The 26,734-nt window shown below is 62.6% G+C and carries 25 protein-coding genes; 12 read left to right on the forward strand and 13 right to left on the reverse strand.

The window, feature by feature from the left end; translation table 11 throughout:
* Positions 1-11: 11 nt before the first annotated feature.
* The 4 genes from PMI26_RS27945 to PMI26_RS27930 form a co-directional block, all read right to left on the reverse strand.
* Complete coding sequence (locus tag PMI26_RS27945; protein WP_007970137.1) at positions 12-998, reverse strand: lysylphosphatidylglycerol synthase domain-containing protein; 987 nt, start codon at positions 996-998, stop codon at positions 12-14.
* On the reverse strand, positions 985-2,277 hold the full coding sequence (gene clsB / locus PMI26_RS27940; protein WP_007970139.1) for a cardiolipin synthase ClsB: 1,293 nt from the start codon (positions 2,275-2,277) through the stop codon (positions 985-987). The genes PMI26_RS27945 and clsB overlap by 14 nt, the downstream gene beginning before the upstream one ends.
* A complete protein-coding gene (locus PMI26_RS27935; RefSeq protein ID WP_033047344.1) occupies positions 2,274-3,038 on the reverse strand; it encodes an endonuclease/exonuclease/phosphatase family protein in 765 nt (254 codons plus the stop codon). Before PMI26_RS27935 ends, clsB begins: the two co-directional genes overlap by 4 nt.
* 252 nt (positions 3,039-3,290) lie before the next feature.
* Positions 3,291-4,502, reverse strand: coding sequence for an MFS transporter (locus tag PMI26_RS27930; RefSeq protein WP_007970141.1), 1,212 nt, complete (start codon positions 4,500-4,502; stop codon positions 3,291-3,293).
* Between the two features lie 368 nt (positions 4,503-4,870).
* Between PMI26_RS27930 and PMI26_RS27925 the strand changes: the two genes are divergently transcribed.
* Entirely contained in the window at positions 4,871-6,994 is a 2,124-nt protein-coding gene (locus PMI26_RS27925; RefSeq protein ID WP_007970142.1) for a mechanosensitive ion channel family protein, read from the forward strand.
* 164 nt (positions 6,995-7,158) lie between these two features.
* On the opposite strand, the gene PMI26_RS27920 is transcribed toward PMI26_RS27925, so the two are convergent.
* Positions 7,159-11,475, reverse strand: coding sequence for a DNA glycosylase AlkZ-like family protein (locus tag PMI26_RS27920; protein WP_033047346.1), 4,317 nt, complete (start codon positions 11,473-11,475; stop codon positions 7,159-7,161).
* Between the two features lie 308 nt (positions 11,476-11,783).
* Between PMI26_RS27920 and PMI26_RS27915 the strand changes: the two genes are divergently transcribed.
* Positions 11,784-12,668 (forward strand): sugar nucleotide-binding protein, encoded by an 885-nt coding sequence (locus PMI26_RS27915; RefSeq protein ID WP_007970144.1) that lies wholly within the window; start codon positions 11,784-11,786, stop codon positions 12,666-12,668.
* Complete coding sequence (locus tag PMI26_RS27910) at positions 12,661-13,590, forward strand: NAD-dependent epimerase/dehydratase family protein (protein WP_007970145.1); 930 nt, start codon at positions 12,661-12,663, stop codon at positions 13,588-13,590. The genes PMI26_RS27915 and PMI26_RS27910 overlap by 8 nt, the downstream gene beginning before the upstream one ends.
* Before the next feature lie 128 nt (positions 13,591-13,718).
* Here PMI26_RS27910 and PMI26_RS27905 read toward each other — a convergent pair whose 3' ends face one another.
* The 5 genes from PMI26_RS27905 to PMI26_RS27885 form a co-directional block, all read right to left on the reverse strand.
* A complete protein-coding gene (locus PMI26_RS27905; protein WP_007970148.1) occupies positions 13,719-14,417 on the reverse strand; it encodes an OmpW/AlkL family protein in 699 nt (232 codons plus the stop codon).
* A 222-nt stretch (positions 14,418-14,639) separates the two neighbouring features.
* Positions 14,640-15,158: a DUF3299 domain-containing protein gene (locus PMI26_RS27900; protein WP_007970150.1), complete on the reverse strand. Its 519-nt coding sequence runs from the start codon at positions 15,156-15,158 to the stop codon at positions 14,640-14,642.
* 11 nt (positions 15,159-15,169) lie between these two features.
* Entirely contained in the window at positions 15,170-16,435 is a 1,266-nt protein-coding gene (locus PMI26_RS27895) for an ABC transporter permease (RefSeq protein WP_007970152.1), read from the reverse strand.
* Position 16,436: 1 nt separating this feature from the next.
* On the reverse strand, positions 16,437-17,147 hold the full coding sequence (locus PMI26_RS27890; RefSeq protein ID WP_007970153.1) for an ABC transporter ATP-binding protein: 711 nt from the start codon (positions 17,145-17,147) through the stop codon (positions 16,437-16,439).
* Between the two features lie 135 nt (positions 17,148-17,282).
* Complete coding sequence (locus PMI26_RS27885; protein WP_007970155.1) at positions 17,283-17,873, reverse strand: DUF2796 domain-containing protein; 591 nt, start codon at positions 17,871-17,873, stop codon at positions 17,283-17,285.
* Positions 17,874-18,008: 135 nt separating this feature from the next.
* Here PMI26_RS27885 and PMI26_RS27880 point away from each other — a divergent pair, with 135 nt between their 5' ends.
* Positions 18,009-18,350 (forward strand): hypothetical protein, encoded by a 342-nt coding sequence (locus PMI26_RS27880; protein ID WP_007970156.1) that lies wholly within the window; start codon positions 18,009-18,011, stop codon positions 18,348-18,350.
* An 89-nt stretch (positions 18,351-18,439) separates the two neighbouring features.
* Here PMI26_RS27880 and trxA read toward each other — a convergent pair whose 3' ends face one another.
* The 3 genes from trxA to PMI26_RS27865 form a co-directional block, all read right to left on the reverse strand.
* Positions 18,440-19,312 carry a thioredoxin gene (gene trxA, locus PMI26_RS27875; protein ID WP_007970158.1) on the reverse strand — a complete coding sequence of 291 codons (873 nt, stop codon included), beginning with the start codon at positions 19,310-19,312 and terminating at the stop codon, positions 18,440-18,442.
* Between the two features lie 174 nt (positions 19,313-19,486).
* Positions 19,487-20,140, reverse strand: coding sequence for a class I SAM-dependent methyltransferase (locus PMI26_RS27870; RefSeq protein ID WP_007970160.1), 654 nt, complete (start codon positions 20,138-20,140; stop codon positions 19,487-19,489).
* Positions 20,137-20,601, reverse strand: a complete 465-nt coding sequence (locus PMI26_RS27865) for a YbaY family lipoprotein (protein WP_007970161.1) — start codon at positions 20,599-20,601, stop codon at positions 20,137-20,139. The genes PMI26_RS27870 and PMI26_RS27865 overlap by 4 nt, the downstream gene beginning before the upstream one ends.
* Positions 20,602-20,728: 127 nt before the next feature.
* On the opposite strand from PMI26_RS27865, the gene nrdR reads away from it, so the two are divergent.
* The 8 genes from nrdR to PMI26_RS27825 all read left to right on the forward strand — a co-directional run bounded on the left by nrdR (position 20,729) and on the right by PMI26_RS27825 (position 26,700).
* The gene (nrdR, locus tag PMI26_RS27860; RefSeq protein ID WP_003228656.1) at positions 20,729-21,193 is read left to right on the forward strand and encodes a transcriptional regulator NrdR; all 465 of its coding nucleotides are present in this window, start codon (positions 20,729-20,731) and stop codon (positions 21,191-21,193) included.
* A complete protein-coding gene (ribD, locus tag PMI26_RS27855) occupies positions 21,190-22,323 on the forward strand; it encodes a bifunctional diaminohydroxyphosphoribosylaminopyrimidine deaminase/5-amino-6-(5-phosphoribosylamino)uracil reductase RibD (protein WP_007970162.1) in 1,134 nt (377 codons plus the stop codon). The genes nrdR and ribD overlap by 4 nt, the downstream gene beginning before the upstream one ends.
* A 47-nt stretch (positions 22,324-22,370) precedes the next feature.
* Positions 22,371-23,033 carry a riboflavin synthase gene (locus PMI26_RS27850; protein WP_007906836.1) on the forward strand — a complete coding sequence of 221 codons (663 nt, stop codon included), beginning with the start codon at positions 22,371-22,373 and terminating at the stop codon, positions 23,031-23,033.
* A 16-nt stretch (positions 23,034-23,049) separates the two neighbouring features.
* Positions 23,050-24,141 (forward strand): bifunctional 3,4-dihydroxy-2-butanone-4-phosphate synthase/GTP cyclohydrolase II, encoded by a 1,092-nt coding sequence (gene ribBA, locus PMI26_RS27845; RefSeq protein ID WP_007970163.1) that lies wholly within the window; start codon positions 23,050-23,052, stop codon positions 24,139-24,141.
* Positions 24,142-24,232: 91 nt separating this feature from the next.
* A complete protein-coding gene (gene ribH / locus PMI26_RS27840; RefSeq protein WP_003228649.1) occupies positions 24,233-24,709 on the forward strand; it encodes a 6,7-dimethyl-8-ribityllumazine synthase in 477 nt (158 codons plus the stop codon).
* Entirely contained in the window at positions 24,706-25,206 is a 501-nt protein-coding gene (gene nusB / locus PMI26_RS27835) for a transcription antitermination factor NusB (protein ID WP_007970164.1), read from the forward strand. Before ribH ends, nusB begins: the two co-directional genes overlap by 4 nt.
* A gap of 28 nt (positions 25,207-25,234) precedes the next feature.
* Positions 25,235-26,200, forward strand: a complete 966-nt coding sequence (thiL, locus tag PMI26_RS27830) for a thiamine-phosphate kinase (protein WP_007970165.1) — start codon at positions 25,235-25,237, stop codon at positions 26,198-26,200.
* Positions 26,197-26,700 carry a phosphatidylglycerophosphatase A family protein gene (locus tag PMI26_RS27825; protein WP_007970166.1) on the forward strand — a complete coding sequence of 168 codons (504 nt, stop codon included), beginning with the start codon at positions 26,197-26,199 and terminating at the stop codon, positions 26,698-26,700. Before thiL ends, PMI26_RS27825 begins: the two co-directional genes overlap by 4 nt.
* Positions 26,701-26,734 lie beyond the last annotated feature (34 nt).

Raw genomic sequence — 26,734 nt, forward strand, 5'->3', positions numbered from 1 at the left:
GACACCACAGATCACTTGGGTTTCCTTGAGATTCGCAACGACTTGGCCTTGGCCTCCACCAACAGGTACATCACCAGGGTAATCAACAATGGCAGGATGAAATAAATCGCCCGATAGGCCAGCAGCCCAGCCACCAGGCTGCCCCGCGACACTTCATGCTGCAGCAGCGCCACGAACACCGCCTCGAGCACGCCGAGCCCGGCCGGGATGTGGGTGATGACCCCGGCGATGGCGCTGATCAACAGCACGCCCAGCACCAGTGGATAGTCCAGTTTGCTCGGCAGCAAGGTGAAGATCACCGCCGCCATCAGCGACCAGTTCAGCGCACCGAGGGTCAGTTGCAGCACTGCCATGCGCAAGGACGGAAGGTCGATTTCGATGCCGCGAATCGCCCACTCCCGACGTTTGGCAAACTGGCACGCCACCAGGTAGCCGGCGCTCAACAGCAACAACAAGACTCCCACGCCTTGCAGCGCACTGCTGCTGAGCTTCCAGCCCGGCGGCATGCGCACCAGCCCGCTGCTGAACACGGCGCCGGCAATGACCATGTAGCCGAACCAGTTGGTCGCCAGGCTCAGGCCAAGGATCTTCGCGATGTTGCTCTTGCTGACCCCGAGCCGCGAATACAATCGGTAGCGCATGGCGATGCCGCCGACCCAGGCGCTCAGGTTCAGGTTGAAGGCGTAGCTGATGATCCCCACGGGCAGAATCTGTTTCCAGGTCAGGTTCTGGCGTATGTAGGTGCGGCCGATCAGGTCGAAGCAGGCGTATACCAGAAAGCTCACCAGGGTCAGCCCCGACGCAATGATCAGCGTGCGCACCTTGAAATCGGCCAGGTTATCGAACACTTCGTTCCACTCGAGGCGCTGGGCGAGCATCGTGAACAACACGATCAGCATCAGGAAAAACAGCATCGTCAGCGGTCGTTTCCAGCGGCTCCAGTGCGACTTGCCCGGGCTTTTGGCGTCAGTTGCCATGTGAGGCTCAGCGCGGTTCATGGTCAGCGCTCCCGGTCGGAGGGGGGATGGGTTTCAGGCGAGGCTTGTGCGCCGGCAACCAACCGGCCCAAGCCGGGAAATGCCGCAGGAAGTGAAACACCAGAAAACCTATGGTCATGTGCCAGACACGCCCGCGCGGCGGGATGTCGTGAGACATGGCCTTGCAATGGTTATCGCTGAGGTCTTCCAGGCGATCGAACAGAATTCGATTGAAGCCACGGTCGCGGATCAGCACGTTGGCTTCCAGATTCATCGACAGGCTCAACGGGTCGAGGTTGCTGGAGCCGACGGTGCTCCAGTCTTCATCCACCAATGCGACCTTGCCGTGTAGCGGGCGGTCGCAATATTCGTAGATCTTCACTCCGGACCGGAGCAGGTAATCGTAGGTCATGCGCGCGGCGAGTTTGGCCACCAGCATGTCCGGTTGCCCTTGCAGGATCAGCCGCACATCCACACCCCGGCGGGCCGCGTTGCGGATATCGCGCAGCAGGCGCAAGCCGGGAAAGAAGTAGGCATTGGCGATCACCACCCGACGCTTGGCCTGGCGCAACACCTGGCGGTAAACCTCTTCAATGTCGCTCGGGTGTTCGCCGTTGTCGCGGTACACCAGACGCACCTGGCCATCGTGATCGCTGAAGGCCAGTTCCGAGCGTCGCTGCCGACGGCGTTGCCACCAGTATTTGGCGTGCGTCGGGCGACCGCATTGCAGCAGAGCGAAGTGATGGATGTCGGCCACCGCCGGGCCTTGCACCTCCACGGAATAGTCCTGCTTGGCCTCGGGGCCGAAGTCGGCAAGGTGATCGGCAGAAAAGTTGATCCCGCCGATGAAGGCAATGCTGCCATCCACCACCACTATCTTGCGGTGCAGGCGCCGGAACCAGTTGGTGCGGATGCCCAGGCGTTTGGGTGCCGGATCGAACATTTGCAGGTGCACGCCGGCCGCGGTCAGGGCGGTGAGGAACCCGGTGCTCAGTTCGCCACAGCCAAAGCCGTCGAGGCTGACGGTGGTGCGCACGCCGCGTTGAGCGGCTTCGATCAGGATTTGTTGCAGTTCATTGCCAACCTTGTCCTCGAACAGAATGAAGGTTTCCAGCAGGATTTCACTTTGCGCCTGGCGAAGGGCGTCAAATACCCGGGGAAAATACGCTTCGCCGTTTTCCAGCAACTCGACGCGATTGTTGCCTTGCCAGCCGTATTCAACGTCGACCGCTGTCGGCTCACGGATCGGCGGAGCGGGGATGTGATCCAGCGTGGTTTTTTCCATCGGCTGGCTGCTCATAACTCGATCTCCACCGACAGTGGGACGTGGTCGGAAAGGTGCGACCAGGGACGGGTGGTCAGCACTTGCGGATGGCTGGCCTTGAGATTGCGCAGGTAGATGCGGTCCAGGCGCAGTGCCGGCAGGCGCGCGGGGAAACTGCGCGCCGGTTTGCCGTGGTGCGCGGCGAAGGCTTCGCGCAAACCGCAGGGTTTGAGCAACGCGTCGGCGCGCTGACGCCAGTCGTTGAAGTCCCCGGCGACGATCACCGGGGCATCGGCGGGCAGGGCGTCCAGATGCTGGGCGAGCAGCTTCAGTTGCGCCGTGCGGTGACTTTCGCGCAATCCCAGGTGCACGCAAATGGCATGCACTTCCTGGACGTCGCCGGGCAGGCGCAACACACAATGCAGGATCCCGCGGTTCTCGTGACCGCTGATGGACACGTCGAGGTTGGCGTGGCGGATGATCTGGAATTTCGACAACAGCGCGTTGCCGTGATCACCTGCCGGATACACCGCATTGCGGCCATAGGCGAACTGCGGCCACAGGGTGTCGGCGAGGAACTCGTATTGCGGCATCGCCGGCCAGTTGGTGTAGCGCTTGGGGTGGTGCTCGTGGGTGCCGTGGACTTCCTGCAAAAACACCACATCGGCAGACACGCTACGCACCGCTTCACGCAGTTCCGGCAGGATGAAACGCCGGTTGAGCGCGGTGAAACCTTTATGGGTGTTGACCGTCAGCACCTTGAAGCGACAAGTCACGGACGGACCCGGTACCCGCATGTCGTTTGCATTTGCGTGTGCGGGAACATCGGTGTGATTCGCTGTCATGTCGCCTCCCGCCTGACGGCTCGTATTTTGGGATGACTCTGGGGCGGCGGCGAAAGTTTCGATGGGGCTACGGACGGTACACAGTTATCAGATCACAACAGATTCAATGTGGGAGCGAGCCTGCTCGCGATGGCGGTGTGTCGGACGCCTATGATGTCGACTGACACTCCGCCATCGCGAGCAAGCTCGCTCCCACAGGGTTTATCAGTGGCCCGTGATGATGCGGGCAGAACCGTCGGCCGGCTCGGCATAGGCCGGGCCAAGGCGATCAAGACGTCCGCTCCACGCCGTCAATGCCAGCGCCACCAGCACCACCAGGCCGCCGATCCACGCGGTGTGGATCAACCCCATGTGGGCGACGATCAGGCCACCGCCCCAGGCGCCACCGGCAATGCCGAGGTTGAACGCGGCGATGTTCAGGCCGGATGCCACGTCCACGGCATGGGGTGTGTGATGTTCGGCCTGGCGCACCACGTACACCTGCAATCCCGGCACGTTGCCGAATGCCACGGCGCCCCAGACCAGAACGGTGGCCAGCGCCAGCCAGGGATTGCCGGCCGTGAAGGTCAGCGCGAACAACACGGCGGCGAGCAGGGCAAAAATGATTTTCAGGGCACTGATCGGGCCGCGTTTGTCCGCCAGTTTGCCGCCCCAGATATTGCCGACGGCCACGGAGATACCGTAGACCAGCAACACCAGGCTGACGGCGCTGGCGCTGAAGCCGGAGAGGTCCTGAAGTATTGGCGCGAGGAAAGTAAAGGCGGTGAACGTGCCGCCGTAGCCGATGGCCGTCATCGCATACACCAGCAAAAGGCGAGGTTGCTTGAGCACCTGCAATTGCTGCAAGAACGACGCGGGTTTGCTGTGGGGGATATTTTTCGGCACGTAGATCAGGCTGCCGATGAAGGCGATGACGCCCAGTATCGAAACGGCGAGGAAGGTTTCACGCCAGCCGAAATGCTGGCCAATGAAGGTTCCCAGTGGCACGCCAGTGACCAGTGCTACGGTCAGGCCGGTGAACATGATGGCAATCGCGCTGGCGGCTTTTTCCTTCGGCACTAGACTGGTGGCGATGGTCGAACCGATCGAGAAAAACACCCCGTGGGCCAGGCCGGTGACGATCCGGGCGAGGATCAGCGACTCGTAGCCCGGCGCTTGCCATGCCAGCAGGTTGCCGAGGGTGAACAGCACCATCAACGACAACAGCAGTAACTTGCGCGGAACCTTGCCGGTGAGGGCGGTCAGCACCGGGGCGCCGACGGCAACGCCAAGGGCATACAGGCTGACCAGCAGGCCGGCGGATGGCAGACTGACACCGAGGTCGGCGCCAATGGTGGGTAACAGGCCAACGATGACGAACTCGGTCGTCCCGATGGCAAAGGCGCTGAGGGTCAGCGCGAGCAAGGCAATGGGCATGGCTACAACTCCGGAAGATGATTCGATGGAGCGCAGTGTCGGGGTTGAGGTTGTGCGGAAAAATACAGGGACGAGCATTTGATATTTGCGTACAGATCAAATATCGCGAAGGCGGGTGCATACTTGTGGCGAGGGGGCTCGTCGGATCGCCGCATCGCCCCGCTCGGCTGCGCAGCAGTCGTAAATCCCTGGAATGCGGTGTGTCAGATGAATCCGAACGGTAGGTTTTGGGGGCGCTTCGCACCCCAACGGGGGCGAGCCCCCTCGCCACAAATGGCGTCGCTGTCCTGCTATCCACTAGCAATGCCCGAACTTGCCCGGCATTTTTCGATCAGTTCCTTACCGACACAGCCAAAGGAGCGGGTGTTTTGATCAGGCTCAAGACCGCGATACTCCTGGGGGCGTTGCTGTTTGTGGGCAGCGAGCAACTGGAAGCCGCCGCGATACCGGGGCTGCCGGCCGCCGCGACCGCTGCGACGCCGCCAGCTCACCCCGAACCGCTGGTGCAAGGCGGCTTACTGGGGGCCATCAGTTCAAGCATCGACGAGGTCCAGGCCAAACTCGATCTCAACGAAAACCTCGTGGACGCCTGGCGCTTGCGTGCCGACCGCGCGGCCGACGAGGTGGATCAGTTGGTCAATCAGCCTTCGGCCCGCTCGCCCTGGGGCGTCACCGGCGATCTCCTGATACTGACCTGCGTGTGGGCCGCCGTGTTTGCCTCTCTTTGGCTGCTGGGGCGATTGTTGGCCAAACGCCTGTGCGAACATCGCCTGTTGCTCAGCCGCGAACGCGGCCAAGCCCTGCTCGGTTATGTATTGCCCTATACCCTTCCGGCGGTGGCCAGCCTGCCCCTGACGATTTATGCCAGCCAGTTTTTGCCGATATCCGCCGGTCGGGCGCTTGCGTTGTGCCTGGCTTATGCCACAAGCGCGGGGATATTTTCCGCGTCCTTGGTGCTGTCGCTGGTGGTGGTGTTCAATGCCGGCCACAAGCGCCGGGCGGTGCGGATTCTCCGCGAGAAGAGTGCCCGGCCATTGTTCGGCATCGGTTTTCTGGTGGCCTTGAGCGATGCCCTGACCAGTCCGCAAATCGCCCATCAACTGGGCAGCAATCTCACCAGCAGCATTGCAGTCTTCACTGGCTTGGCGGCATCGATTTCCTTCGGCTTGCTGGTGATCCGCACGCGCCGCCCGGTCGCTCAGGTGATCCGCATCCTGCCGCTGGCCCAGCGCCAAAGTCAGCCGGCATTGCGTGAGACCCTGCGGATATTTTCCGGGCTCTGGTATTGGCCGATCCTGTTGATGGTGCTGGTCTCGATCATCAACCTGATCGGCGTTGGCGCGGACAACCAGAGGGTGCTGCGCAGCGCGTTGTTCACCACGGTATTGCTGATCGCCACGGTGTTTCTCAGCACCACGCTGCACCATCTGTTCAAGGCGCGTAGCGAAGCGGACCTGCGCCGCAGCAGCGCCTACAAGGAGCGTTTTCTCAACTTGTCCCACGCCTTGCTGCGCATCGGCATGGCCATCGTGTTCATCGATATCCTCGGGCGGATCTGGGGCGTGTCGCTGTTCGAGTTCGCGGTGAGCAATGCCGTGGGCCGGGCGATCAGTGATTCCCTGAGCCACATCGGTTTGATCCTGCTGGTGACCTGGATGGTCTGGGTGGTGCTCGACACGGCGATTCAGGAAGCCCTGAAACCGCCGACCAACAAACGCTCGGCACGCCAGCCGAGTACGCGGGTGAAAACCATTCTGCCGCTGCTGCGCAACGCGATCAAAATCATCCTGGTGGTGATCTGCGCGATCACCACCATGGCCAACCTGGGGATCAACGTCGCGCCATTCCTGGCCGGTGCCGGGGTCATCGGCCTGGCAATCGGTTTCGGCTCACAGCAACTGGTGCAGGATGTGATCACCGGGCTGTTCATCATCATCGAAGACACCCTGTCCATCGGTGATTGGGTGGTGCTGGATTCCGGGCATGCCGGCACGGTCGAAGGCCTGACCATCCGCACCTTGCGCCTGCGCGACGGCAAGGGCTTCGTGCACTCGGTACCGTTCGGGCAGATCAAGGCCGTGACCAACCAGTCGCGGCAATTCGCCTATGCGTTTTTCTCGGTGCAATTCACCTACGACACCGACGTCGACAAGGCCATCGAACTGATCCGCGAGGCCGGGCACTCCATCAGCAACGACCCGTTCCTGCGCTACAACCTGCAAGGACCGCTGGATGTGTTTGGCGTCGACAGGATGGACCTCAACGGGGTGGTGCTGACGGCGCAATTCCGCACGGTGTCCGGTGGCCAATATGCGGTGAGCCGGGCCTTTAACCAGCGTTTGAAAAAGCTTGTGGATAACTGCCCGTGGGTGAACTTCGCGCAGACTTATCCACAGCAGGCGCTGGTGCCGCGGCATCCGGTCGAAGCGCCACCGGAGGCTGAGCCGGAACATGCGGCGGTGTTGATGCCGGATCGACCGCGGTCTCAATAGCCGGTTTTGTACTTGAGGCTTTCAGTGGCTGGTCTGGCCCCATCGCGAGCAAGCTCGCACACAGTGATCTCTGTTGTGCCAAAAATTTGTATTCACAGAAAATCCCCTGTGGGAGCGAGCTTGCTCCGGGCGGCGTTCCGACGATGGGGCCGGTCCAGACGACATTAATGCCGGATCAGCTTGCTGCGCACCTCGGCACTCGCCTGCTGATCCAGCTCCCCCCAAAACTGTGGCTTGCCGGCAATCTCGGCAGCAACCGGCAAACCATCGCGAAACACCAGCCGATTGCTCGCCAGTGCCGGGACTTTCGCACCAGGTAATAGTGTGCCGGCGAGGTTCAGCGGATCAACTCCGCACACCGCGACCAGGCTGCCGTCATGGGGCCGACGTCGCACCTCCCGCAGCAATGGAATCGCCTCGGGCAGGGCGAATTGCTCGCCCGCCAGGCCGCTGACAAACCGTCCCCCACGAATCTCGCCGCGTGCCTCCAGGCGATGAAAGGTGCGCAGCAGTTCGCGCCAGCTCGGCAGCCAGTCCGCCTCACGTTCCAGCAAGCGCCAGAACACCACGCCGTAACGACGCAGCAAGGTCATGGCGATGTGTTCCAGGGTATCGGCCGGCGTCGGCATAGGACGCTGGTTTTCCACCACAGGGGCCGTTGGCGCGCGTCGCAACAAGGCCCAGCGCCCGGCGTCGTCCATGCCACCGATGAATGCGCCGCGTCCACGCCGACTGTTGCGCGGCTGGCGCTTGCTGGCCGGGGTGATCAGCGCGCGCAAACCGGCAAAGCTGTCGGCGTTCACCAGCCCCGCGCCCACCAGTTCCTGCAGGGCGATTTCCAGTTCCGAACGCAGCAAGTGCGCCTCATGGATCAGCTCGTCGAAAAACAGCGCGCCGTGCTGGCTGAGGGCGGCGTGGACCTTTTGTGTTTTCGGCGACAGTTCGCTCACCGGTGTCTGTTCGGTCAAGCCGCTCCAGAGGCCGACCCGATTGCGCGGCAGCAAGACAATCGGTGTGCTGCGCAACGCGGTACCGGCGTTTTTGTTGTGCGCAGTCAGGCGCGTCCACACCAGTCTGCCGCTGCGGCACAACTCATCCAGCCAGGTCGCTGAGTAGTCCTTGATCCGTGCGGGCAGAATGTCGCTGTCCCAGGCGGAAGCGGCGGCGGGGTAGCCTTCGAATGGCCCGACGATGGCTGGCAACACCGCAGCGCCCTGGCCCTGGCTTGCAGTCGACACATGCTGCCAATCGAACAGGAATCGCATGAAATCCTGCAACGCCACCGGTTCGATTTCCCGGCGCAGGCGCTTGACCGTATAGCGGTGAATTCGCGCCAGCAAATGCCGCTCGCACCATTCTTCTTCGGCGATGCCCGGGGTGAAGCGACCGCGCAACACGTAGCCTTCGCGTTCCAGGTGCGCCAGGGCCTGGGTCACTTGTGCTGCGGGCATGCCGAGTGGTTCGGCAATGCGCTCAAGCGCAAGCGGGCCGAAGGCGCTGAGCCGTGCGCGGATTAGTTCGAGGACGGCTTCGTCGGGTGCCCAGCTTTCATCGAAGTCCGGCAGCGCTTGCAGCGGTGGCGTCAATTCGGCCTGTGGATAAATCGCCCGCAGGCAATTCAGGCGCTCCAGCGCCAGCCACAGCGATTGCCCGGCATTGATCTGCAAACGACTCGCGCGTCCGCTGTCGGCCAGGGTCTTGAGCCAGGCGAGCCATTGCGGATTGGCGCCGGCCTCGGTATCGGTGATGCACGCCAGGCTCATCAAGGCCTCGTGCATTTCATCGACACTGCAAGGCACCGGCCAGGCTTCGTCGCGCACGGCGGCAATCGCCTCGGCGTCCAGTGCACCGAGGTCGTCGGTGGATTGCGGATCGCTCCAGCGCCGATTGAGTACCGCTTGGGTGCGGCGCTCTTCAAGCGGTGCATCGTCGAGAAAGGTGTAGGGGCGGGCGCTGAGAATCTCCGCCGCCAGCGGCGAGGGCGCCGGCAAGTCGCGGCTGATCAGACGAATGTCGCCGCGTTCCATGCGTCGCAACAAGGTGAGCCAGCCTTCAGTGTCCATGGCTTCGTGCAGGCAATCGTCGAGGGTCTGTTCCACCAGCGGATGGTCGGGAATCTCCCGTTCGCCGGCGAGGTTTTCCACGCAGGCAATCTGATCGGGAAACACGCTGGCGATCAGGTCTTCGCTTTTCATCCGCTGGATCTGCGGCGGGACTTTGCGCCCGCCGCTGTAGCGCGGCAGCGCCAGGGCCACGCCGGCATTCCAGCGCCAGCGCACGCCGAACAGCGGCGCGTCGAGCACGGCCTGGATCAGGATGTGTTCGGCGCTGTTGCTGTGCAGGTAGCGCCAGACATCGTCCAGTTCAAAGCTGTGGCTGGTGGACAGCGACAGCACGATGGCGTCTTCGCTGGCGGCGGCCTGCAATTCGAAGTTGAAGGTGCGACAGAAACGCTTGCGCAGGGCCAGGCCCCAGGCGCGGTTGATGCGGCTGCCGAACGGCGTATGAATGACCAGCTGGGTGCCGCCGGACTCGTCGAAAAAACGCTCCATCAGCAGCGTGTCTTGCGAGGGCAGGGCACCCAGCGTCTGTCGTGCGCGGGCCAGGTAATCCACCAGTTGTTCGGCGCTGGGGAGGTTCAGGCCCAGGGTATTGGTCAGCCAGTCGAGCGCTGGCTGCAAGTTGCCAGGCGCGGTACCCAGCAGGTTGTCGAGTTTTGCCTGCAAGCGCGCCACAGCCGAAGACAATTCGGCGCTGCGCCCCGGCGCTTCACCAAGCCAGAACGGAATGGTCGGCGGTTGACCCTGGGCATCCTCAACCCGCACCTTGCCGGTTTCCACGCGCAGGATTCGATAGGAGGTATTGCCCAACTGGAAGATATCCCCGGCGATGCTTTCCACCGCGAAGTCTTCGTTGATGGTGCCGATGTTCAGCCCTTGAGGCTCCAGCAGCACGGCGTAGTCGGCGTTGTCCGGAATGGTCCCGCCACTGGTCACTGCGGTCAGTTTTGCGCCACGACGACCACGCAGGGTGCGGCTCACGGCGTCGCGGTGCAGGTAGGCGCTGCGCAGACCCTGACGCCCGTTGTAGCCCTCGGCGAGCATGTGCAGCAGCGCCTGATAGTGCTTGTCGTCGAGTCCGGCGTAGGGCGAGGCGCGGCGCAGCATCTCCAGCAGCGCTTGCTCCGGCCACTCCTGGCAACTGACTTCGGCGATGATCTGCTGCGCCAGCACATCCAGCGGCGCCTGCGGGATCAGCAAGGTATCGAGTTCACCCCGGCGCACGCAGTCGAGCAGCGCGGCGCATTCGATCAGGTCGTCGCGGGAGGTGGCGAACAAGCGGCCCTTGGGCGTGCCGCCGACCTGGTGCCCGGAACGGCCGACCCGTTGCAGAAACCCGGCAATCGAACGCGGCGAGGCGATCTGGCACACCAGGTCGACGTCGCCGATGTCGATCCCCAGTTCCAGCGATGCCGTGGCGATCAGCACTTGCAGGTCGCCGCGCTTGAGTCGCTGCTCGGCGTCCAGGCGAAACTCCTTGGCCAGGCTGCCGTGGTGGGCCGCTACAGAGTCCTTGCCCAGGCGTTCGCTCAGGTGGCGGCTCAGGCGTTCGGCCAAGCGCCGGGTGTTGACGAAAATCAGCGTGGTCCGGTGTTCCTGGGCGAGGGCGGCGAGGCGGTCGTAAACCAGTTCCCAGACATCGTTGGCCATCACGGCCGACAGCGGCACGGGCGGCACTTCGATGTCCAGGTCGCGGGGGCGGGCGTGGCCGATGTCGACGATCTCGCACGGGCGGTCGCGACCGACCAGGAAACGCGACACGGCTTCGATGGGTTTTTGCGTGGCTGACAGACCGATGCGCAGCAGCGGCTCGGGGCAGAGTGCCTGCAGGCGTTCAAGGCTCAGGGCCAGATGGCTGCCGCGCTTGCTGGCGGCCATGGCATGGATTTCGTCGATGATCACCGTTCGTGTGGTGCCGAGCATCTGCCGACCGGAGTCGGAACCGAGCAGCACATACAGGGATTCCGGTGTGGTCACCAGAATGTGCGGCGCCGTCTTGCGCATCGCCGAGCGGTCTTTCTGCGGTGTATCGCCGGTGCGCACGGCGGTGCTGATCTGCAGTTCGGGCAGGCCCATCACACGCAATTGCTCGGTAATGCCGGCCAACGGGTTTTGCAGGTTGATCCGGATGTCGTTGGACAGCGCCTTGAGCGGCGAGACGTAGACCACCAGCGTTGCGTCGGGCAATCCTTCGGGGTTTTCCAGGCCGCGGTGCACCAGGTCGTCGATGACCGCGAGAAACGCGGTGAGGGTCTTGCCGGAGCCGGTGGGCGCGGCGACCAGGGTCGAGCGGCGCTGGCGGATCAACGGCCACGCCCGGGCCTGGGCGGCGGTGACCGCTGCGAACGTGTGGCTGAACCAGGCACTGACGGCGGGGTGGAAGCCGCTCAGGGCGCTGTCTGCGGGGATGGGCAGGTTCATGCAGCAAGTTATGCGGGTGGGGGGCGCAAGATGCAAGTACCGCTCGGGGATCTCTGTTGACTGACAGGGCCCCATCGCGAGCAAGCTCGCTCCCACGGGGGGGGCGGTGTTCACAAAACCATTGTGGGAGCGAGCTTGCTCGCGATGAGGCCAGTGGCAGCACCACAAATCCCGGACATCTACACTTTACGGATGACGGTTGCGCACTAAACCCGCAAAATGCAACGATTCCGGCAATTACCAACGACATCGCCTGGAGGCGATGTCGATATAGCCATCGTTCCAATCAGACTGGGCCTGCTGACTCTATGCGAATGCGCCTTATGTTACTGGGCGGCGGAAATGCCCTTGGGCAGGCGCTGATTCGCCTCGGTGCGGAGGAAGACATCGGTTTCCTCGCCCCCCGCCCGCCGCAAGACGGCTGGGATGCCGCGAGCCTGACGCAACTGCTCGACGACACCCGTCCCGATGCATTGATCAACCTTGCCTACTACTTCGACTGGTTTCAGGCCGAAGCGGTCAGCGAACAGCGTCTGGCCGGCCAGGAGCGCGCGATCGAGCGTCTGGCGGAACTGTGCCAGCACCACAACATCGTTTTGCTGCAACCTTCCAGCTATCGCGTGTTCGACGGCTCCCGCGCAACGGCCTACAGCGAAAAAGACGAACCGGTACCCTTGGGCTTGCGGGGGCAGGCGTTGTGGCGGATCGAGCAAAGCGTTCGCGCCACTTGCCCGCAACACGTGCTGCTGCGTTTCGGCTGGCTGCTGGACGACAGCCCGGATGGTGCCCTTGGCCGTTTCCTCGCCCGTGCCGAACAACCCGAAGAACTGCTGATGGCCGACGACCGGCGCGGCAATCCGACGCCGGTCGACGATGCCGCCCGGGTGATCATTTCAGTGCTCAAGCAACTCGATTGCGCAGCGCCGCTGTGGGGCACCTATCACTACGCCGGGCATGAGGCGACCACGCCGCTGGCGCTGGGGCAGGCGATTCTGACCGAAGCCCGCAGCCTGCATCCGCTGGCCATCGAAGCCCCGACCGCCCAGGCCCACGCCGCGCGTCCGGATGCTGCGGAAGAGCCGCAACACGCGGTACTGGCCTGCAAAAAAATTCTGCACACCTTCGGGATCAAGCCACGCGCCTGGCGTGCGGCGCTTCCCGGTCTACTGGACAGGTTCTATCGCCATGGCTGACGGTCCCGTTTTGATCACCGGTGGTGCCGGTTTCATTGGTTCGCACCTGACTGACGCCCTGCTCGCCAAGGGCCATGGGGTGCGGATCCTCGATGACCTGTCCACCGGCAAGCGCAGCAATCTGCCGCTGGATAATCCCAAGGTCGAACTGATCGTCGGCGACGTGGCCGATGCGGCTTTGGTCGCCCAGGCAATGGCCGGTTGCAGCGCCGTGGCGCACCTGGCCGCCGTGGCGTCGGTGCAGGCTTCGGTGGACGATCCGGTGCGCACGCACCAGAGCAACTTCATCGGCACGCTGAACGTCTGCGAAGCCATGCGCCAGGCCGGGGTCAAGCGCGTGCTGTTCGCCTCCAGCGCAGCGGTGTATGGCAACAATGGCGAGGGCGAGTCGATCGACGAAGACACCCCAAAGGCGCCGCTGACGCCGTATGCGGTGGACAAACTGGCCAGCGAACAGTACTTCGATTTCTACCGTCGCCAGCATGGGCTGGAGCCGGTGATTTTCCGCTTCTTCAACATCTTCGGACCGCGCCAGGATCCGTCCTCGCCGTACTCCGGGGTGATCAGCATTTTCAGCGAGCGCGCACTGAAGGGCTTGCCGATCACGGTGTTCGGCGATGGTGAGCAGACCCGGGATTTTGTCTACGTCGAAGATCTGGTCGACTTGCTGGTGCAGGCCATCGAGAAGCACCGGGCCGAAGTGGGTGCGGTCAACGTTGGCTGGAACCAGGCGACGACCCTCAAGCAAATGCTCGAAGCACTTGAAGCCGTGGTCGGCCAGTTGCCGCCGGTAAGCTACGGGCCGGCGCGTTCCGGTGACATCCGTCATTCCCGGGCGAATAACCGGCGTCTGCTGGAGCGCTTCACTACCACGGAGCAGACACCGATGCGTGTGGGGTTGGCGCGGTTGCTGGGGCGCTGAGATTCTTGCAGCCACAAAAAAGGCGTCCATCAAGGACGCCTTTTTTGTGGCCGGAATTTGCTTTGACAGCTTATGTAATTCCAGTGGCCAGGTTCACCACCACGTGAACATTCCTCCAGCGATGTCGCTTAGAACTTGTAACCCAGGCCAACCATGTAGATGAACGGGTCAACATCGACGTCCACCCGTGCCCGGGTACCTGGGGCAATCGAGTTGTTCTCGACAGTGGCGCGGGTATCGATGTCGATGTAGCGCACCTGGGCGTTGATCATGATGTTGTCGGTCAGCATGTAGTCCGCACCGACCTGCCAAGCCATGCCCCAGGAGTTTTCCGCCTTGAAGTTGCTGAAACCGGCGGACTGCGCCTGGCTGCCAACGTGTTCGTCGTAGATATAGGTGTAGTTGATGCCGCCGCCGACATACGGCTGGAAGGCCGACTTCGGATCCAGCGGGTAGTACACCAGGCTCAAGGTCGGCGGCAGGTGCTTGAGGGTGCCGAGTTTGCCGTTGGCCGCGCTCAGGGCCGTGCCCTTGAGTTTCACGTCATGCTCGAACGGTGTGGCTGCCAGCAGCTCGATACCCAGGTGATTGGTCAGCATGTAAGCGAAGTTCAAGCCCAGTTGCGTGTCGCTGCTCATGGTCGCCTTGCCACCCAGGTCGGCACCAGCGAGCGGGCCTTGATCAACCTTGACGCTGGAGCTGTCAGCTTCCGGGTTGACGGTGATGGCGCCGGCACGAAGGATGATGTCACCGGCTTCGAAAGCATTGGCGAGCGGGGCTGCGAGCGCGAGGGCAACCAGCGAAGCGCTGAGCAAGGACTTGTTCATGGGGGCTCCAGAGGACGTTAAAAATGTTCGATGTCCAATGGTAAGGCGCCTAACGATTCAGTCTTTTGATGCAGCTCAATGAAAGTGGGAAGGGCGTGATTATTGTGGTGTTTTTGATGCCGCCTTCGCGAGCAAGCCCGCTCCCACAGGGGGAACGCATTCCAGTGTGGGAGCGGGCTTGCTCGCGAAAGCGGCATTTCTAATCACACAAAACGACCGGCTTCACTCCGGCAATTCATACAGATAAATCTTGTCCGCCTCCATCTGATATCCGGCATCCGCCAACTCGCTGGTGGACGCCTTGACCTGCAATGCGCCCTCGATCCAGTACGGCTGATACAACTCGTCGAGCTTCACGCCGACTTCGCTCTTGACGTGCACGATCTGGTTCGACGGCGGTGGCGGTACGTGGATGCAGGCGCCGAAATAGGGCACCAGCAGAAACTCCGTGGTGCGTCCTTCCTCGCTCACTTCCAGCGGCACGATGTAGCCCGGCAGACGAATGTTCTGGCCATCGAGGGTTTTGACCACTGGTGCGTTGGGCAAGTCTTGTTTGGCGGCGGGCGCCGACTCGGCCGACAGCGCATTGCTCATCTGCGACAGGTCATGCAGCGGCGTCATGTTCGGCACTTCTTTCGGCGCGTCCGGTGGAATCATCTCCGACCAGGTCAAATCTCGCGGCTGGGCTGCCCACAGGGGCAGGGCGACCAGCATCAACAGCGCAAGTACTGCGCGGGGCATGTTCAACGTCCTCATAAACGGATCGACAGGCCATCGGCCAGGGATTGGCGATAGGCGCGCCAGGCTGGCACGCTGCCCATCAGCAACGCGGCGATCAGGATGCCACCGAGCAGCGTCCATTCATACTCGCTCGGCCAGGACAGCGGCAGATACAGACCATAGTTGGCCTGCACATATCCCTGGGCCGCCGCGATGCACACATACAGCAACGCCACACCGGCGATCACGCCCGACAGCGCCAGGGCAAAGGCTTCGAGCACCAGCAGCGTCGCGATGTGCCAGGGTCGCGCACCCACCGAACGCAGGATCGCCATTTCCCGACGGCGTTCGTTGAGGCTGGTGAGAATGGCCGTGAGCATGCCGATCAACCCGGTCAGCACCACAAACAGCGAGACCACGAACAAGGCTTTTTCCGCGGTGCCCATCAGGCTCCACAGCTCCTGCAGCGCGACGCCCGGCAGGATCGCCAGCATTGGCTCACCACGGAATTCATTGATTTCCCGTTGCAGGGCAAAGGTCGAAATCTTGTTGTTCAGGCCAAGCATGAACGCGGTGATCGCTTGCGGCGTGAGGTCCATGTTGCGCGCCTGATCGGCGGTGATTCGACCCTCGCCCCGGGCCGGCACGCCGTTATGCCAGTCGATGTGAATCGCTTCCATGCCGCCAAGGCTGATGTGCAGCGTGCGGTCCACCGGCGTGCCGGTGCGTTTGAGAATGCCGACCACGGTGAACGGCTTGTCGTCGTGCTTGACCAGGCTGATCGCTGCCACGCCGTGGGCCAGCACCAGTTTGTCACCGAGTTTGTAGTGCAGTGCCTCGGCCACTTCGGAACCGAGCACCACTTCGAACGGGTCGGTCGCAAACGCCCGGCCATCGGCCAGCTCCAGGTGTTGCTGGCGACCGTACTGGTAATGCTCGAAGTAGGCTTCGGTGGTGCCCATCACCCGATAGCCGCGATGGGAATCGCCGAGGGACATCGGGATCGCCCATTTCACTTTCGGGTTGCTGGCGAAGTGCTCGAAGCTGTCCCAGCGGATGTTGTTGGTGGCGTTGCCGATGCGGAACACCGAGTACAGCAACAGGTTCACCGAGCCGGAGCGGGCGCCGACGATCAGGTCGGTACCGCTGATGGTGCTGGCGAAACTGGCCTTGGCTTCGGTGCGCACTCGCTCCACGGCCAGCAGCAGGCACACCGACAAGGCAATGGCGAACGCCGTGAGGATCGCGGTGAAGCGGCGGTTAGCCAGGCTGGCCATGGCTAGACGAAACAGATACATCTCAGACCTCGGACGGGGTGGCGGCGCGATTGAGTTCGGCCAGTGACAGGTTGTGGTCGAACAGCGGCGCCAGGCTCTGGTCGTGGCTGACGAACAACAGGCTCGAACCGGCCTCGCGGCACTCGGCGAACAGCAGGCGAATGAAATTCTCACGGGCATCGTAATCGAGGGCCGAGGTCGGCTCGTCGGCGATCACCAGTTCCGGTTGCCCGATCAGTGCACGGGCGGCGGCGACCCGTTGCTGCTGGCCGATGGACAACGAATCGGCGCGGCGACCGAGGATATTTGCATCCTTCAGACCCAGGTGGGCGAGCAGCGTCGCGGCCGCTTTGTCGACGCTGCCGTGACGCTGTTTCGCCCGTTCGGCACGCAGCTTCGAGAAGTGGCAAGGCAGTTCGACGTTTTCACGCACCGACAGAAACGGCAGCAGGTTGAACTGCTGGAAGATGTAGCCGGTGTGATCGACGCGGAAGTGGTCACGGGCGCCGGCCGACAGTTGCGTCAACTCCTGGCCGAGCAGGCGAATGCTGCCGCGATCGGGCTTTTGCACGCCACCGAGCAGGCCGAGCAGAGTGGTCTTGCCACTGCCGCTGGGGCCTTTGAGGAACAGGGTTTCACCGCGCTCCAGGCGAAACGCCGGGATGTCCAGCAGTGGCGGGTGACCGGGCCAGCTGAAGCCCAGGTCGGACAGTTCGATGAGTGCTTGGGTCATGTGAAACCGGTCAGGTTAGTGGTGAACCCCTGTGGGAGCGGGCTTGCTCGCGAATGCGGTGTGTCAGAGACATTGATGCAAACTGATACGGCGCCTTCGCGAGCAAGCCCGCTCCCACATTTGATTTGCGGTGGATCAGAACTTCAGCGCGGCAGCCTTGGCCGTCACATCAACGCCTTGCTGCCCGCTCGGGCCGATCAGTTGTACCTGAATCGTCCGAGTGGCCGGGAACGCGTTGAACATGTTCGCCAGGTCCAGGGTCTTCAATGCGTCCGGTGTGGCGCAGGTGAACTGATAATGAGCGTGGATTTCGCTGTGGTCGTGATGATGTTCGTGGCCATCTTCATCTTTGTCGTCTTCATCATGGTCATCGTCGGCATCTAGCGTGTCACCGAACAACGGGCTTTCCAGTTCCTGGTTTTCCACCACGCAACCGGCGGCTTTCGGCAGGTTGAACAGGGCCAGCGGTTGCTCAAGCAGAGCCCGGGCCGCGGCGACTTTGGCTTTGTCGGCATCGCTGGTGGCGACGTGTTCGAAACCCACCAGGTTCATGGCCGGGCTTTGCAGTTCCAGCGCCAGGGTCTTGCCGTCCAGCGCCGCGTTCAGGCGTCCAACGCCATGTTCGTGGGCTCCCAGGCTGCCATGCTCATGATCGTGTTCGGCGGCGGCATGGGCGACAGCCAGCGGCAGCATGGCAAACGGCAGAGCGAGAAGCAGACGACGCATGGCGAGTCTCCGAAAAGTAAAATGAAGAAAATGTTATGTAATCTTATAACGTCAGTGCCGAGAGTTTGACTGCCTGCTTGGCGTTGCACAAGTCCCATGGGAGCATGCAGGGAAGAAAATTGCGGGAGCAGACTGATGTTGCGAATTCGCGGAAGCATCGGCGACTGGCCGGTGGATTTGACCCTGGAGATGGACGATGCGGACTGGGCGCGACTAGGGGCGCAGTTGCAGGTAGAAAAATCCCCGGTCAGCGCCCCGGTGGCGAAGCCGCTGAATCAGGATGATGCGCTGTGGCAGATCGCCCGGGATTTGCTGCGTCAGGCCGGACAGTTGAGTGGACCGGACTTGCTCGATCAATTGGAAGGCCTGACCGGCAGTGCGGCGGCGGGCAAGCGCCTGCTGGTGCGTTTGCGCCATAGCTCGGATGTGAAAGTAGTGAGCGGTGGGGATACGCCGCTCTACAGCTGGATCGAGTAGACCGTAAAAAGATCGCAGCCTGCGGCAGCTCCTACAGGGTGAATACAAGTCCTCTGTAGGAGCTGCCGCAGGCTGCGATCTTTTGATTTTTAATAAAGCGCAGCAAACAGTTTACGACGGTACGTGCTCACCAGCGGGTGATCGTTGCCCAGCAACTCGAACACCTGCAGCAAGGTCTTGTGCGGCAAGCCTTCGCTGTAGCTGCGGTTGCGGATGAACAACTTCAGCAGAGCATCCAGTGCGGCGTCGTACTGCTGACGGGCCAGTTGCTGGATCGCCAATTGATAGACCGCTTCATCGTCCAGCGGGTCTTTCGCCAGCCGTGCCTTCAGGTCGGCGGCGTCCGGCAAGTCCTTGGCCAAACCGAGAAACTTGATCTGCGCCTTGGCGCCGGCCAGCGCGGCCTTGTGCTCGTCGCTCTTGACCGCATCCAGCACGGCTTGCGCCTCGCCCAGTTCACCGCGCTCGGTCAGGCAGCGGGCGTACAGGATCAGCGCCTTGGCGTTGGTATTGTCTTCACCCAGGATCACTTTGAGCAGCGCTTCGGCATCAGCAAAGCGGCTGTCGTCGAACAACGCCTGGGCCTGCTCGAACGGATCGGCGGCGGCCGGTGGCGGCATCTGCACATGAGGTTCGAGCAGGGCGCGCACGGCGGATTCCGGCTGGGCACCGGCAAAACCGTCGACAGGCTGGCCATCCTTGAACAGCACCACGGTCGGCAGGCTGCGGATGCCGAAGCGGGCGACGATGTCTTGCTCGAGGTCGCAGTTGACCTTGGCCAGCAGCAACTCACCCTGGTAGCTCTCGGCAATGCTCTGCAACATCGGCATCAGCACTTTGCAGGGCGCGCACCATTCGGCCCAGAAATCCACCAGCACCGGCTTGTGGAAAGAGTTCTCGATCACCGACTGGTCGAAATCGGCAGTCGTGGCGTCGAAGATGTATGGCGTTTCCTGACTCATGGGCAATCTCGTAGAAGCGTGAATGGGGCAACTATACGGCTTGGTGGGGGGGCGCCGAAAGCGGGGTAGTCATGAGAGGTATGTTGCCTGACCGGACGCCTTCGCGAGCAAGCCCGCTCCCACAGGGAAGAACGCATTCCAATGTGGGAGCGGGCTTGCTCGCGAAGCTCTTGGCTAACGCTGCGCGTGGTACAGGCTCACATGCCGAAACTCGTGGGGCTCGGCCAGATCCGGTAGCGTCATGGCTTCGAGCATTTCGATGCGTCGGTACAACGGATGGCGAAAATCCCGTACCCGGGAATCCGCCACCAGCGCCTCTCGGCCGCGACTGAGGAACTGGTCGAGCAGCGGCAGGTTCGCCCGGTCGTACAGCACGTCCGCCACCAGAATCAGATCGAAGCGATCAGCCTCGGCGAAAAAATCCGTCGAGTAGTTGAGCTGCACGTCATTGAGCTCGGCATTCGCCCGACACGCGGCAATCGCCAGTGGATCGAGGTCGCAGGCCAGCACCTCCAGTGCGCCGGCCCTGGCGGCGGCAATCCCCGCCACCCCGGAACCGGCGCCGAAATCCAGCACCCGCTTGCCTTCGACCCAGTGCGGGTTTGCGGCCAGATAGCGGGCCACGGCCAGGCCGCTGGCCCAGCAGAAACTCCAGTACGGTGGCTCATGCAGGATGCGCCGGGTTTCTTCGGGGCTGAAGGCGCGGTCCATGTTGTCGCCGTCGATCAGCCACAGCTTCAAATCGGTTGCCGGCAACGGGCAGGCCATCAGTTGTGCATCACCGAGCAATTCAGCCAGGGCCTGTTGCAGGTCGAGCGGTGCACTCATGGGGCTTTGACGAATTGCAATTGGCCCAGGGCCTGGGTGGTCGGCTGAGTAATGAGTTGCGACGGCAAGTGCAGGATCAACTGGCCGGACTGGCTGGCGCGGCCTCGCAGTTCCACGCGGGCGCCGGACGGGAAGGACTCCGGATTGAAGCGCAAGTGAAACGGCAGCACCTGGTTATTGCCGATCAGGCTGGAACTGGCGATCAATTGTTGCGGGCGGTCTTTTTCGTCGATCACCAGCAATGCCAGCTCGACTTCAGCGCCGGCCGGTACGCCTTGCAGGGTGCCGCTCAGCTCACGCTGATAGGCAGGCAGGGGGCCGAGGTCGGCGGCCTCCCTGGCTTTCTTCTGCGCTTGCTGCGGCGCCGGGCCAGGTGTTGGCGGCTGGGGCTTGGGTGCATCGCTGCCGCAAGCCACCAGCAGGCTGAAAACACTGAGCAAAATGAGCGGACGTAACGACATTGGTGGCTCCATAAAGCTGAATTCCATGGATCAAGTGATCATCCCGTCTGTATACCGCAAACCCTATGGCTTGTCTTGCCACCGGGATGCGCTACCATGGCCCTCCCTTTTTTTGTTGCCTGCCACCATGCACTGTCCCTTCTGCGGTGCCAACGACACCAAGGTCATCGACTCGCGTCTGGTCGCCGAGGGCGAACAGGTGCGCCGCCGGCGTGAATGCCTGGCCTGCGGCGAGCGTTTCACGACGTTCGAGACGGCTGAACTGGTGTTGCCGCGCCTGATCAAAACCGACGGCAGCCGCCAGCCGTTCGACGAAGAAAAACTCCGCGCCGGCATGCAGCGCGCGCTGGAGAAGCGCCCGGTGAGCGTCGAGCGCCTCGAATCGTCGCTGGTGCACATCAAACACAAACTGCGTGCCACCGGCGAGCGCGAGGTCAAATCCCTCGTGGTTGGCGAACTGGTGATGGCCGAGCTGCAGAAGCTCGACGAAGTCGCCTACATCCGCTTTGCCTCGGTGTATCGCCGCTTCCAGGACCTCAACGAGTTCCGCGAAGAGATCGATCGCCTGGCCCGTGAACCGGTGAAAGAATGACCACGCCCGCAGAACTTGCCATCCTCGATGCCCATTTCATGGCCCGTGCCCTGGAACTGGCGCGCAAGGGGCATTACACAACGCACCCCAACCCGCGTGTAGGTTGCGTGATCGTGCAGGATGGGCAGATTGTCGGCGAAGGCTGGCACGAGCGCGCCGGCGAGCCTCACGCCGAGGTCCACGCCTTGCGCGCGGCCGGTGAGCAGGCGCGTGGCGCAACCGCTTATGTGACGCTTGAGCCTTGCAGCCACCACGGCCGCACGCCGCCCTGTGCCGATGCGCTGGTGAATGCCGGCGTGGCCCGCGTGGTCGCGGCGATGCAGGACCCGAACCCGGAAGTCGCCGGTCGCGGTTTGCAACGCCTGGCTCAGGCCGGTATCGCCACCGAAAGTGGTGTGCTGGAGGGCGAATCGCGAAAGCTCAACCAAGGCTTCCTCAAGCGCATGGAGCACGGCTTGCCCTTCGTACGGGTCAAGCTGGCCATGAGCCTCGACGGTCGCACGGCGATGGAAAGCGGCGAAAGCCAGTGGATTACCGGTCCGGCTGCACGCTCGGCGGTGCAACGCCTGCGCGCCCAGGCCAGCGTGGTGCTGACCGGCGCCGACACGGTGCTGGCGGATAACGCACGCTTGACCGTGCGTGCCGATGAGCTCGGACTGGACGCCGAACAAACAGCACTGGCCATGAGCCGGCCGCCGTTGCGCGTGTTGGTCGACGGTCGCCTGCGGGTGCCGCTGGATGCACCGTTCTTCAAGGCCGGCCCGGCACTGGTCGCCACCTGTGTGGCGGTGGAAGAACAGTACGCCAATGGCCCGGAATGCCTGATCGTGCCCGGCTACGATGGCCAGGTCGACTTGCGTCAGCTGCTGGTCGAACTCGCCAACCGTGGCGTCAACGAGGTGTTGGTCGAGGCCGGTCCACGGCTGGCGGGTGCTTTCGCTCAGCTTGGGTTGGTGGACGAATTCCAGATATTCATCGCCGGCAAGTTCCTGGGTTCTTCGGCGCGGCCGCTGCTGGACTGGCCGCTCGCGCAAATGAAGGATGCGCCGGCACTCAAAATCACCGAAATTCGTGCAGTTGGCGATGACTGGCGAGTCATCGCCATCCCTGTGCCAGCAGCGAGCGTATAATTTCCGGCCATCGCTATAGCGCTGGCTTTGTTCTCGAGGAGAACCTCATGTTTACCGGCATCATCGAATCCATCGGCAGTATTCGTGCATTGACCCCAAAGGGCGGTGATGTGCGGGTACACGTCGAAACCGGCAAGCTCGACCTGAGCGACGTCAAACTGGGCGACAGCATCGCGGTCAACGGCGTGTGCCTGACGGCCGTTGAATTACCAGGCAATGGTTTTGCGGCGGACGTCAGTCGCGAAACCCTCGATTGCACCGCCATGAACGACCTGAAAAGCGGCAGCCCGGTCAATCTGGAAAAAGCCCTGACCCCGACCACTCGCCTTGGCGGGCATCTGGTCAGCGGTCACGTCGATGGTGTGGGTGAAGTGGTTGCCCGTACCGAAAACGCGCGCGCCGTGGAATTCCGCATTCGCGCGCCCAAGGACCTGGCCAAGTACATCGCCCATAAGGGCTCGATCACCGTCGACGGCACCAGCCTGACCGTGAACGCAGTCGATGGTGCCGAGTTCCTGCTGACCATCATTCCGCACACCCTGAGCGAAACCATCATGGCGTCGTATCAGCCTGGTCGCCGGGTGAACCTGGAAGTGGACTTGCTGGCCCGTTACCTGGAACGCCTGCTGTTGGGCGACAAGGCTGCAGAGCCGACCTCCAGTAACATCACTGAAAGCTTTCTGGCCGCCAATGGCTACCTCAAATCCTGACCCAAGGGGGTGCCTTGTGGCGCTCAATAGCATCGAAGAACTGGTTGAAGACATCCGCCAAGGCAAGATGGTCATCCTCATGGATGACGAAGACCGCGAGAACGAAGGCGACCTGATCATGGCCGCCGAGTGCTGCAAGCCCGAGCACATCAACTTCATGGCCAAGCACGCCCGTGGCCTGATCTGCATGCCGATGAGCCGCGAGCGCTGCGAACTGCTCAAGCTGCCGTTGATGGCACCGCGCAACGGTTCCGGTTTCGGCACCAAGTTCACCGTCTCCATTGAAGCGGCCACCGGCGTGACCACTGGCATCTCCGCCGCGGACCGCGCGCGTACTGTGCAAGCGGCTGCCGCCCGTGATGCCAAGGCTGAAGACATCGTCAGCCCGGGCCACATCTTTCCGCTGATGGCCCAGGCCGGCGGCACCCTGGCCCGTGCCGGCCACACCGAAGCGGCCTGCGACCTGGCGCGCATGGCCGGTTTCGAGCCGAGCGGGGTGATCTGCGAAGTGATGAACGACGACGGCACCATGTCCCGTCGCGCCGAGCTGGAAGCTTTTGCTGCCGAACACGACATCAAGATCGGCACCATCGCCGACCTGATTCACTACCGGATGATCCACGAACGTACCGTTCAGCGGATTGCCGAGCAGCCGCTGGACAGCGAACTGGGCCAATTCAACCTGGTGACCTATCGTGATTCGGTGGAAGGCGACGTGCACATGGCGCTGACCTTGGGCAACGTGTGTGCCGAAGAACCGACCCTGGTTCGCGTGCACAACATGGACCCGCTGCGCGACCTGCTGATGGTCAAGCAACCAGGTCGCTGGAGCCTGCGCGCCGCCATGTCAGCGGTTGCCGAGGCCGGCAGCGGTGTGGTGCTGTTGCTCGGTCACCCGCTTGATGGCGATGTATTGCTGGCGCATATTCGTGAAACCGCCGATCACGCCGCGGTGAAAAAACCGACCACCTACAGCACTGTCGGTGCCGGTTCGCAGATCCTGCGCGACCTGGGCGTACGCAAAATGCGCCTGATGTCGGCACCAATGAAATTTAATGCGATATCCGGTTTCGATCTGGAAGTTGTAGAATACGTGCCCTCCGAATAATGACCGGTTGTTCCCGGCCTTGAATTCGCGGTTCAAATATCACTGAGGGACGCGTACGAGACGCGTCCCGGCTCTTTAAGAGATCTAACGAATGACCCTGAAGACCATCGAAGGTACCTTCATCGCCCCTAAAGGCCGCTACGCTCTGGTAGTGGGCCGTTTCAACAGCTTCGTCGTTGAAAGCCTGGTCAGCGGTGCCGTTGATGCCCTGGTTCGCCACGGCGTGAGCGAAAGCGACATCACCATCATCCGCGCTCCTGGCGCCTTCGAAATTCCGCTGGTTGCACAGAAAGTCGCTCAAAAGGGCGAGTTCGCGGCAATCATCGCCTTGGGCGCAGTCATTCGTGGCGGCACTCCGCATTTCGAATACGTGGCTGGCGAATGCACCAAGGGCCTGGCCCAGGTGTCCATGGAGTTCGGCGTACCGGTTGCATTCGGCGTGCTGACCGTTGACTCCATCGAGCAAGCCATCGAGCGTTCCGGCACCAAGGCCGGCAACAAAGGTGCTGAAGCTGCCCTGTCCGCTCTGGAAATGGTCAGCCTGCTGGCGCAGTTGGAGGCCAAGTGATTAGCGACGATAGCGATCGTTTCAACCCGCGCGATCCAAAGCCTGCGGATGCCGGCAAGCCATCGAAAAGCGCCAAGCGCCGCGAAGCCCGTCAGCTCGCGACTCAGGCGCTGTACCAATGGCACATGGCCAAGCAGTCGCTGAACGAGATCGAAGCGCAGTTCCGGGTCGATAACGATTTCAGCGATGTCGACGGCGCGTACTTCCGCGAAATCCTGCACGGGGTTCCGCAGTTCAAGACCGAAATCGACACCGCACTCAAGCCTTGCCTCGATCTGACCATCGAAGAGCTGGACCCGGTTGAACTGGCGGTTCTGCGCCTGTCCACCTGGGAACTGCTCAAGCGCGTCGACGTGCCGTACCGCGTTGTGATCAACGAAGGTATCGAACTGGCCAAGGTCTTCGGTTCCACCGACGGCCACAAGTTCGTCAACGGCGTACTCGACAAGCTGGCCCCGCGTCTGCGTGAAGCTGAAGTGAAGGCGTTCAAGCGCTGATCGGCGCTTGGAATGTCGACACGAAGCCATGGGCGAGTTTGAGCTGATCCGCAATTTCTTCGCCGCCGCGCCTTGTGCGCAGGGCGGCGAAGGCGTTGCCCTCGGGATCGGCGATGACTGCGCCTTGCTGGCTGTTCCTCCCGGGGAGCAGTTGGCGATTTCTACCGATACGCTGGTGGCCGGCATGCATTTCGCCGACCCCTGCGATCCCTTTCTGCTCGGTCAGCGCTCGCTGGCCGTGGCTGTCAGCGACCTGGCCGCCATGGGCGCGACTCCAATCGCCTTTACCCTTGCCCTGACCTTGCCGACGGTGACCGCCGATTGGCTGCAAGCCTATGCCCGTGGTTTGAACCAGATGGCGCAAGGCTGCGGCGTGGCGCTGGTGGGCGGTGACACGACACGTGGGCCGCTCAGCCTGACCATGACCGTGTTCGGGCGCGTGCCGGTTGGCCAGGCGCTGACCCGCAGCGGTGCGCAACCGGGCGATCTGCTGTGTGTCGGCGGCGACCTGGGCAATGCCGCCGGTGCCTTGCCATTGGTGCTCGGCCAGCGCACGGCCGACGCGAGCATTGCCGAGCCGTTGTTGGCCCACTACTGGTCGCCGCAACCGCAGCTTGGCCTGGGGCAGGCGCTGCGGGGCAAAGCCACTTCGGCGATGGACATCTCCGACGGCCTGCTCGCTGATTGCGGGCATATCGCGTTGGCCTCGAAGGTCGGTATCGAAGTCGAGCGGGAGCGTTTACCGCTGTCGCAGAGCCTGGTCGACTTTCTTGGCCGATCGGACGCCCAGGTGGCGGCCCTGAGCGGCGGCGACGATTACGTGCTGGCGTTCACCCTACCGTCCGTCGAGTTGCCGCTATTGCTGGCCGACGGCTGGCCGATCCATGTGATTGGGCAGGTGGCGACGGGGCAGGGCGTGACGTTGCTGGACGCCGATGGCCAAGACATCACCCCGCAAACCCGGGGTTATCAACATTTTCGGGAGTCACCGTGACAGATCATCCCAAACAGGTCCCGGCGGAATTCGTACCGCCGTCGGTCTGGCGTAATCCATGGCATTTCCTGGCGTTTGGTTTCGGCTCGGGCACCTTGCCAAAGGCGCCCGGCACTTGGGGATCGTTAGTTGCGCTGCCCTTTATTCCGTTGTGGCAGATGTTGCCCGACTGGGGTTACTGGCTGATGCTTGGCATCACCATGCTGTTCGGCTTCTGGCTGTGCGGCAAAGTGGCCGATGATTTGCGGGTTCACGACCATGAAGGCATCGTCTGGGACGAAATGGTCGGGATGTGGATCACCCTGTGGCTGGTGCCGGAAGGTTGGCAGTGGTTGCTGGCAGGCTTCTTGATGTTCCGCTTCTTCGACATCCTCAAGCCATGGCCGATTCGCTGGATTGACCGGCATGTGCATGGCGGCGTGGGTATCATGCTCGATGATGTGCTGGCCGGGGTGTTCGCCTGGTTGGCGATGCAGGGACTGGTGTGGTTTTTCGCCTGATCAAGGGTGACCAGGCGTTAATCGGGGGAGCAGG

Origin of the sequence: Pseudomonas sp. GM33, from assembly GCF_000282295.1 — a bacterium.
Classification (GTDB): domain Bacteria; phylum Pseudomonadota; class Gammaproteobacteria; order Pseudomonadales; family Pseudomonadaceae; genus Aquipseudomonas; species Aquipseudomonas laurylsulfatiphila.

Coding starts and splice junctions, on each gene's coding strand:
- PMI26_RS27945 (WP_007970137.1), bottom strand. CDS start 998: ATGAACCGCGCTGAGCCTCACATGGCAACTGACGCCAAAAGCCCGGGC.
- clsB (WP_007970139.1), bottom strand. CDS start 2,277: ATGAGCAGCCAGCCGATGGAAAAAACCACGCTGGATCACATCCCCGCT.
- PMI26_RS27935 (WP_033047344.1), bottom strand. CDS start 3,038: ATGCGGGTACCGGGTCCGTCCGTGACTTGTCGCTTCAAGGTGCTGACG.
- PMI26_RS27930 (WP_007970141.1), bottom strand. CDS start 4,502: ATGCCCATTGCCTTGCTCGCGCTGACCCTCAGCGCCTTTGCCATCGGG.
- PMI26_RS27920 (WP_033047346.1), bottom strand. CDS start 11,475: ATGAACCTGCCCATCCCCGCAGACAGCGCCCTGAGCGGCTTCCACCCC.
- PMI26_RS27915 (WP_007970144.1), top strand. CDS start 11,784: ATGCGAATGCGCCTTATGTTACTGGGCGGCGGAAATGCCCTTGGGCAG.
- PMI26_RS27910 (WP_007970145.1), top strand. CDS start 12,661: ATGGCTGACGGTCCCGTTTTGATCACCGGTGGTGCCGGTTTCATTGGT.
- PMI26_RS27905 (WP_007970148.1), bottom strand. CDS start 14,417: ATGAACAAGTCCTTGCTCAGCGCTTCGCTGGTTGCCCTCGCGCTCGCA.
- PMI26_RS27900 (WP_007970150.1), bottom strand. CDS start 15,158: ATGCCCCGCGCAGTACTTGCGCTGTTGATGCTGGTCGCCCTGCCCCTG.
- PMI26_RS27895 (WP_007970152.1), bottom strand. CDS start 16,435: ATGTATCTGTTTCGTCTAGCCATGGCCAGCCTGGCTAACCGCCGCTTC.
- PMI26_RS27890 (WP_007970153.1), bottom strand. CDS start 17,147: ATGACCCAAGCACTCATCGAACTGTCCGACCTGGGCTTCAGCTGGCCC.
- PMI26_RS27885 (WP_007970155.1), bottom strand. CDS start 17,873: ATGCGTCGTCTGCTTCTCGCTCTGCCGTTTGCCATGCTGCCGCTGGCT.
- PMI26_RS27880 (WP_007970156.1), top strand. CDS start 18,009: ATGTTGCGAATTCGCGGAAGCATCGGCGACTGGCCGGTGGATTTGACC.
- trxA (WP_007970158.1), bottom strand. CDS start 19,312: ATGAGTCAGGAAACGCCATACATCTTCGACGCCACGACTGCCGATTTC.
- PMI26_RS27870 (WP_007970160.1), bottom strand. CDS start 20,140: ATGAGTGCACCGCTCGACCTGCAACAGGCCCTGGCTGAATTGCTCGGT.
- PMI26_RS27865 (WP_007970161.1), bottom strand. CDS start 20,601: ATGTCGTTACGTCCGCTCATTTTGCTCAGTGTTTTCAGCCTGCTGGTG.
- nrdR (WP_003228656.1), top strand. CDS start 20,729: ATGCACTGTCCCTTCTGCGGTGCCAACGACACCAAGGTCATCGACTCG.
- ribD (WP_007970162.1), top strand. CDS start 21,190: ATGACCACGCCCGCAGAACTTGCCATCCTCGATGCCCATTTCATGGCC.
- PMI26_RS27850 (WP_007906836.1), top strand. CDS start 22,371: ATGTTTACCGGCATCATCGAATCCATCGGCAGTATTCGTGCATTGACC.
- ribH (WP_003228649.1), top strand. CDS start 24,233: ATGACCCTGAAGACCATCGAAGGTACCTTCATCGCCCCTAAAGGCCGC.
- thiL (WP_007970165.1), top strand. CDS start 25,235: ATGGGCGAGTTTGAGCTGATCCGCAATTTCTTCGCCGCCGCGCCTTGT.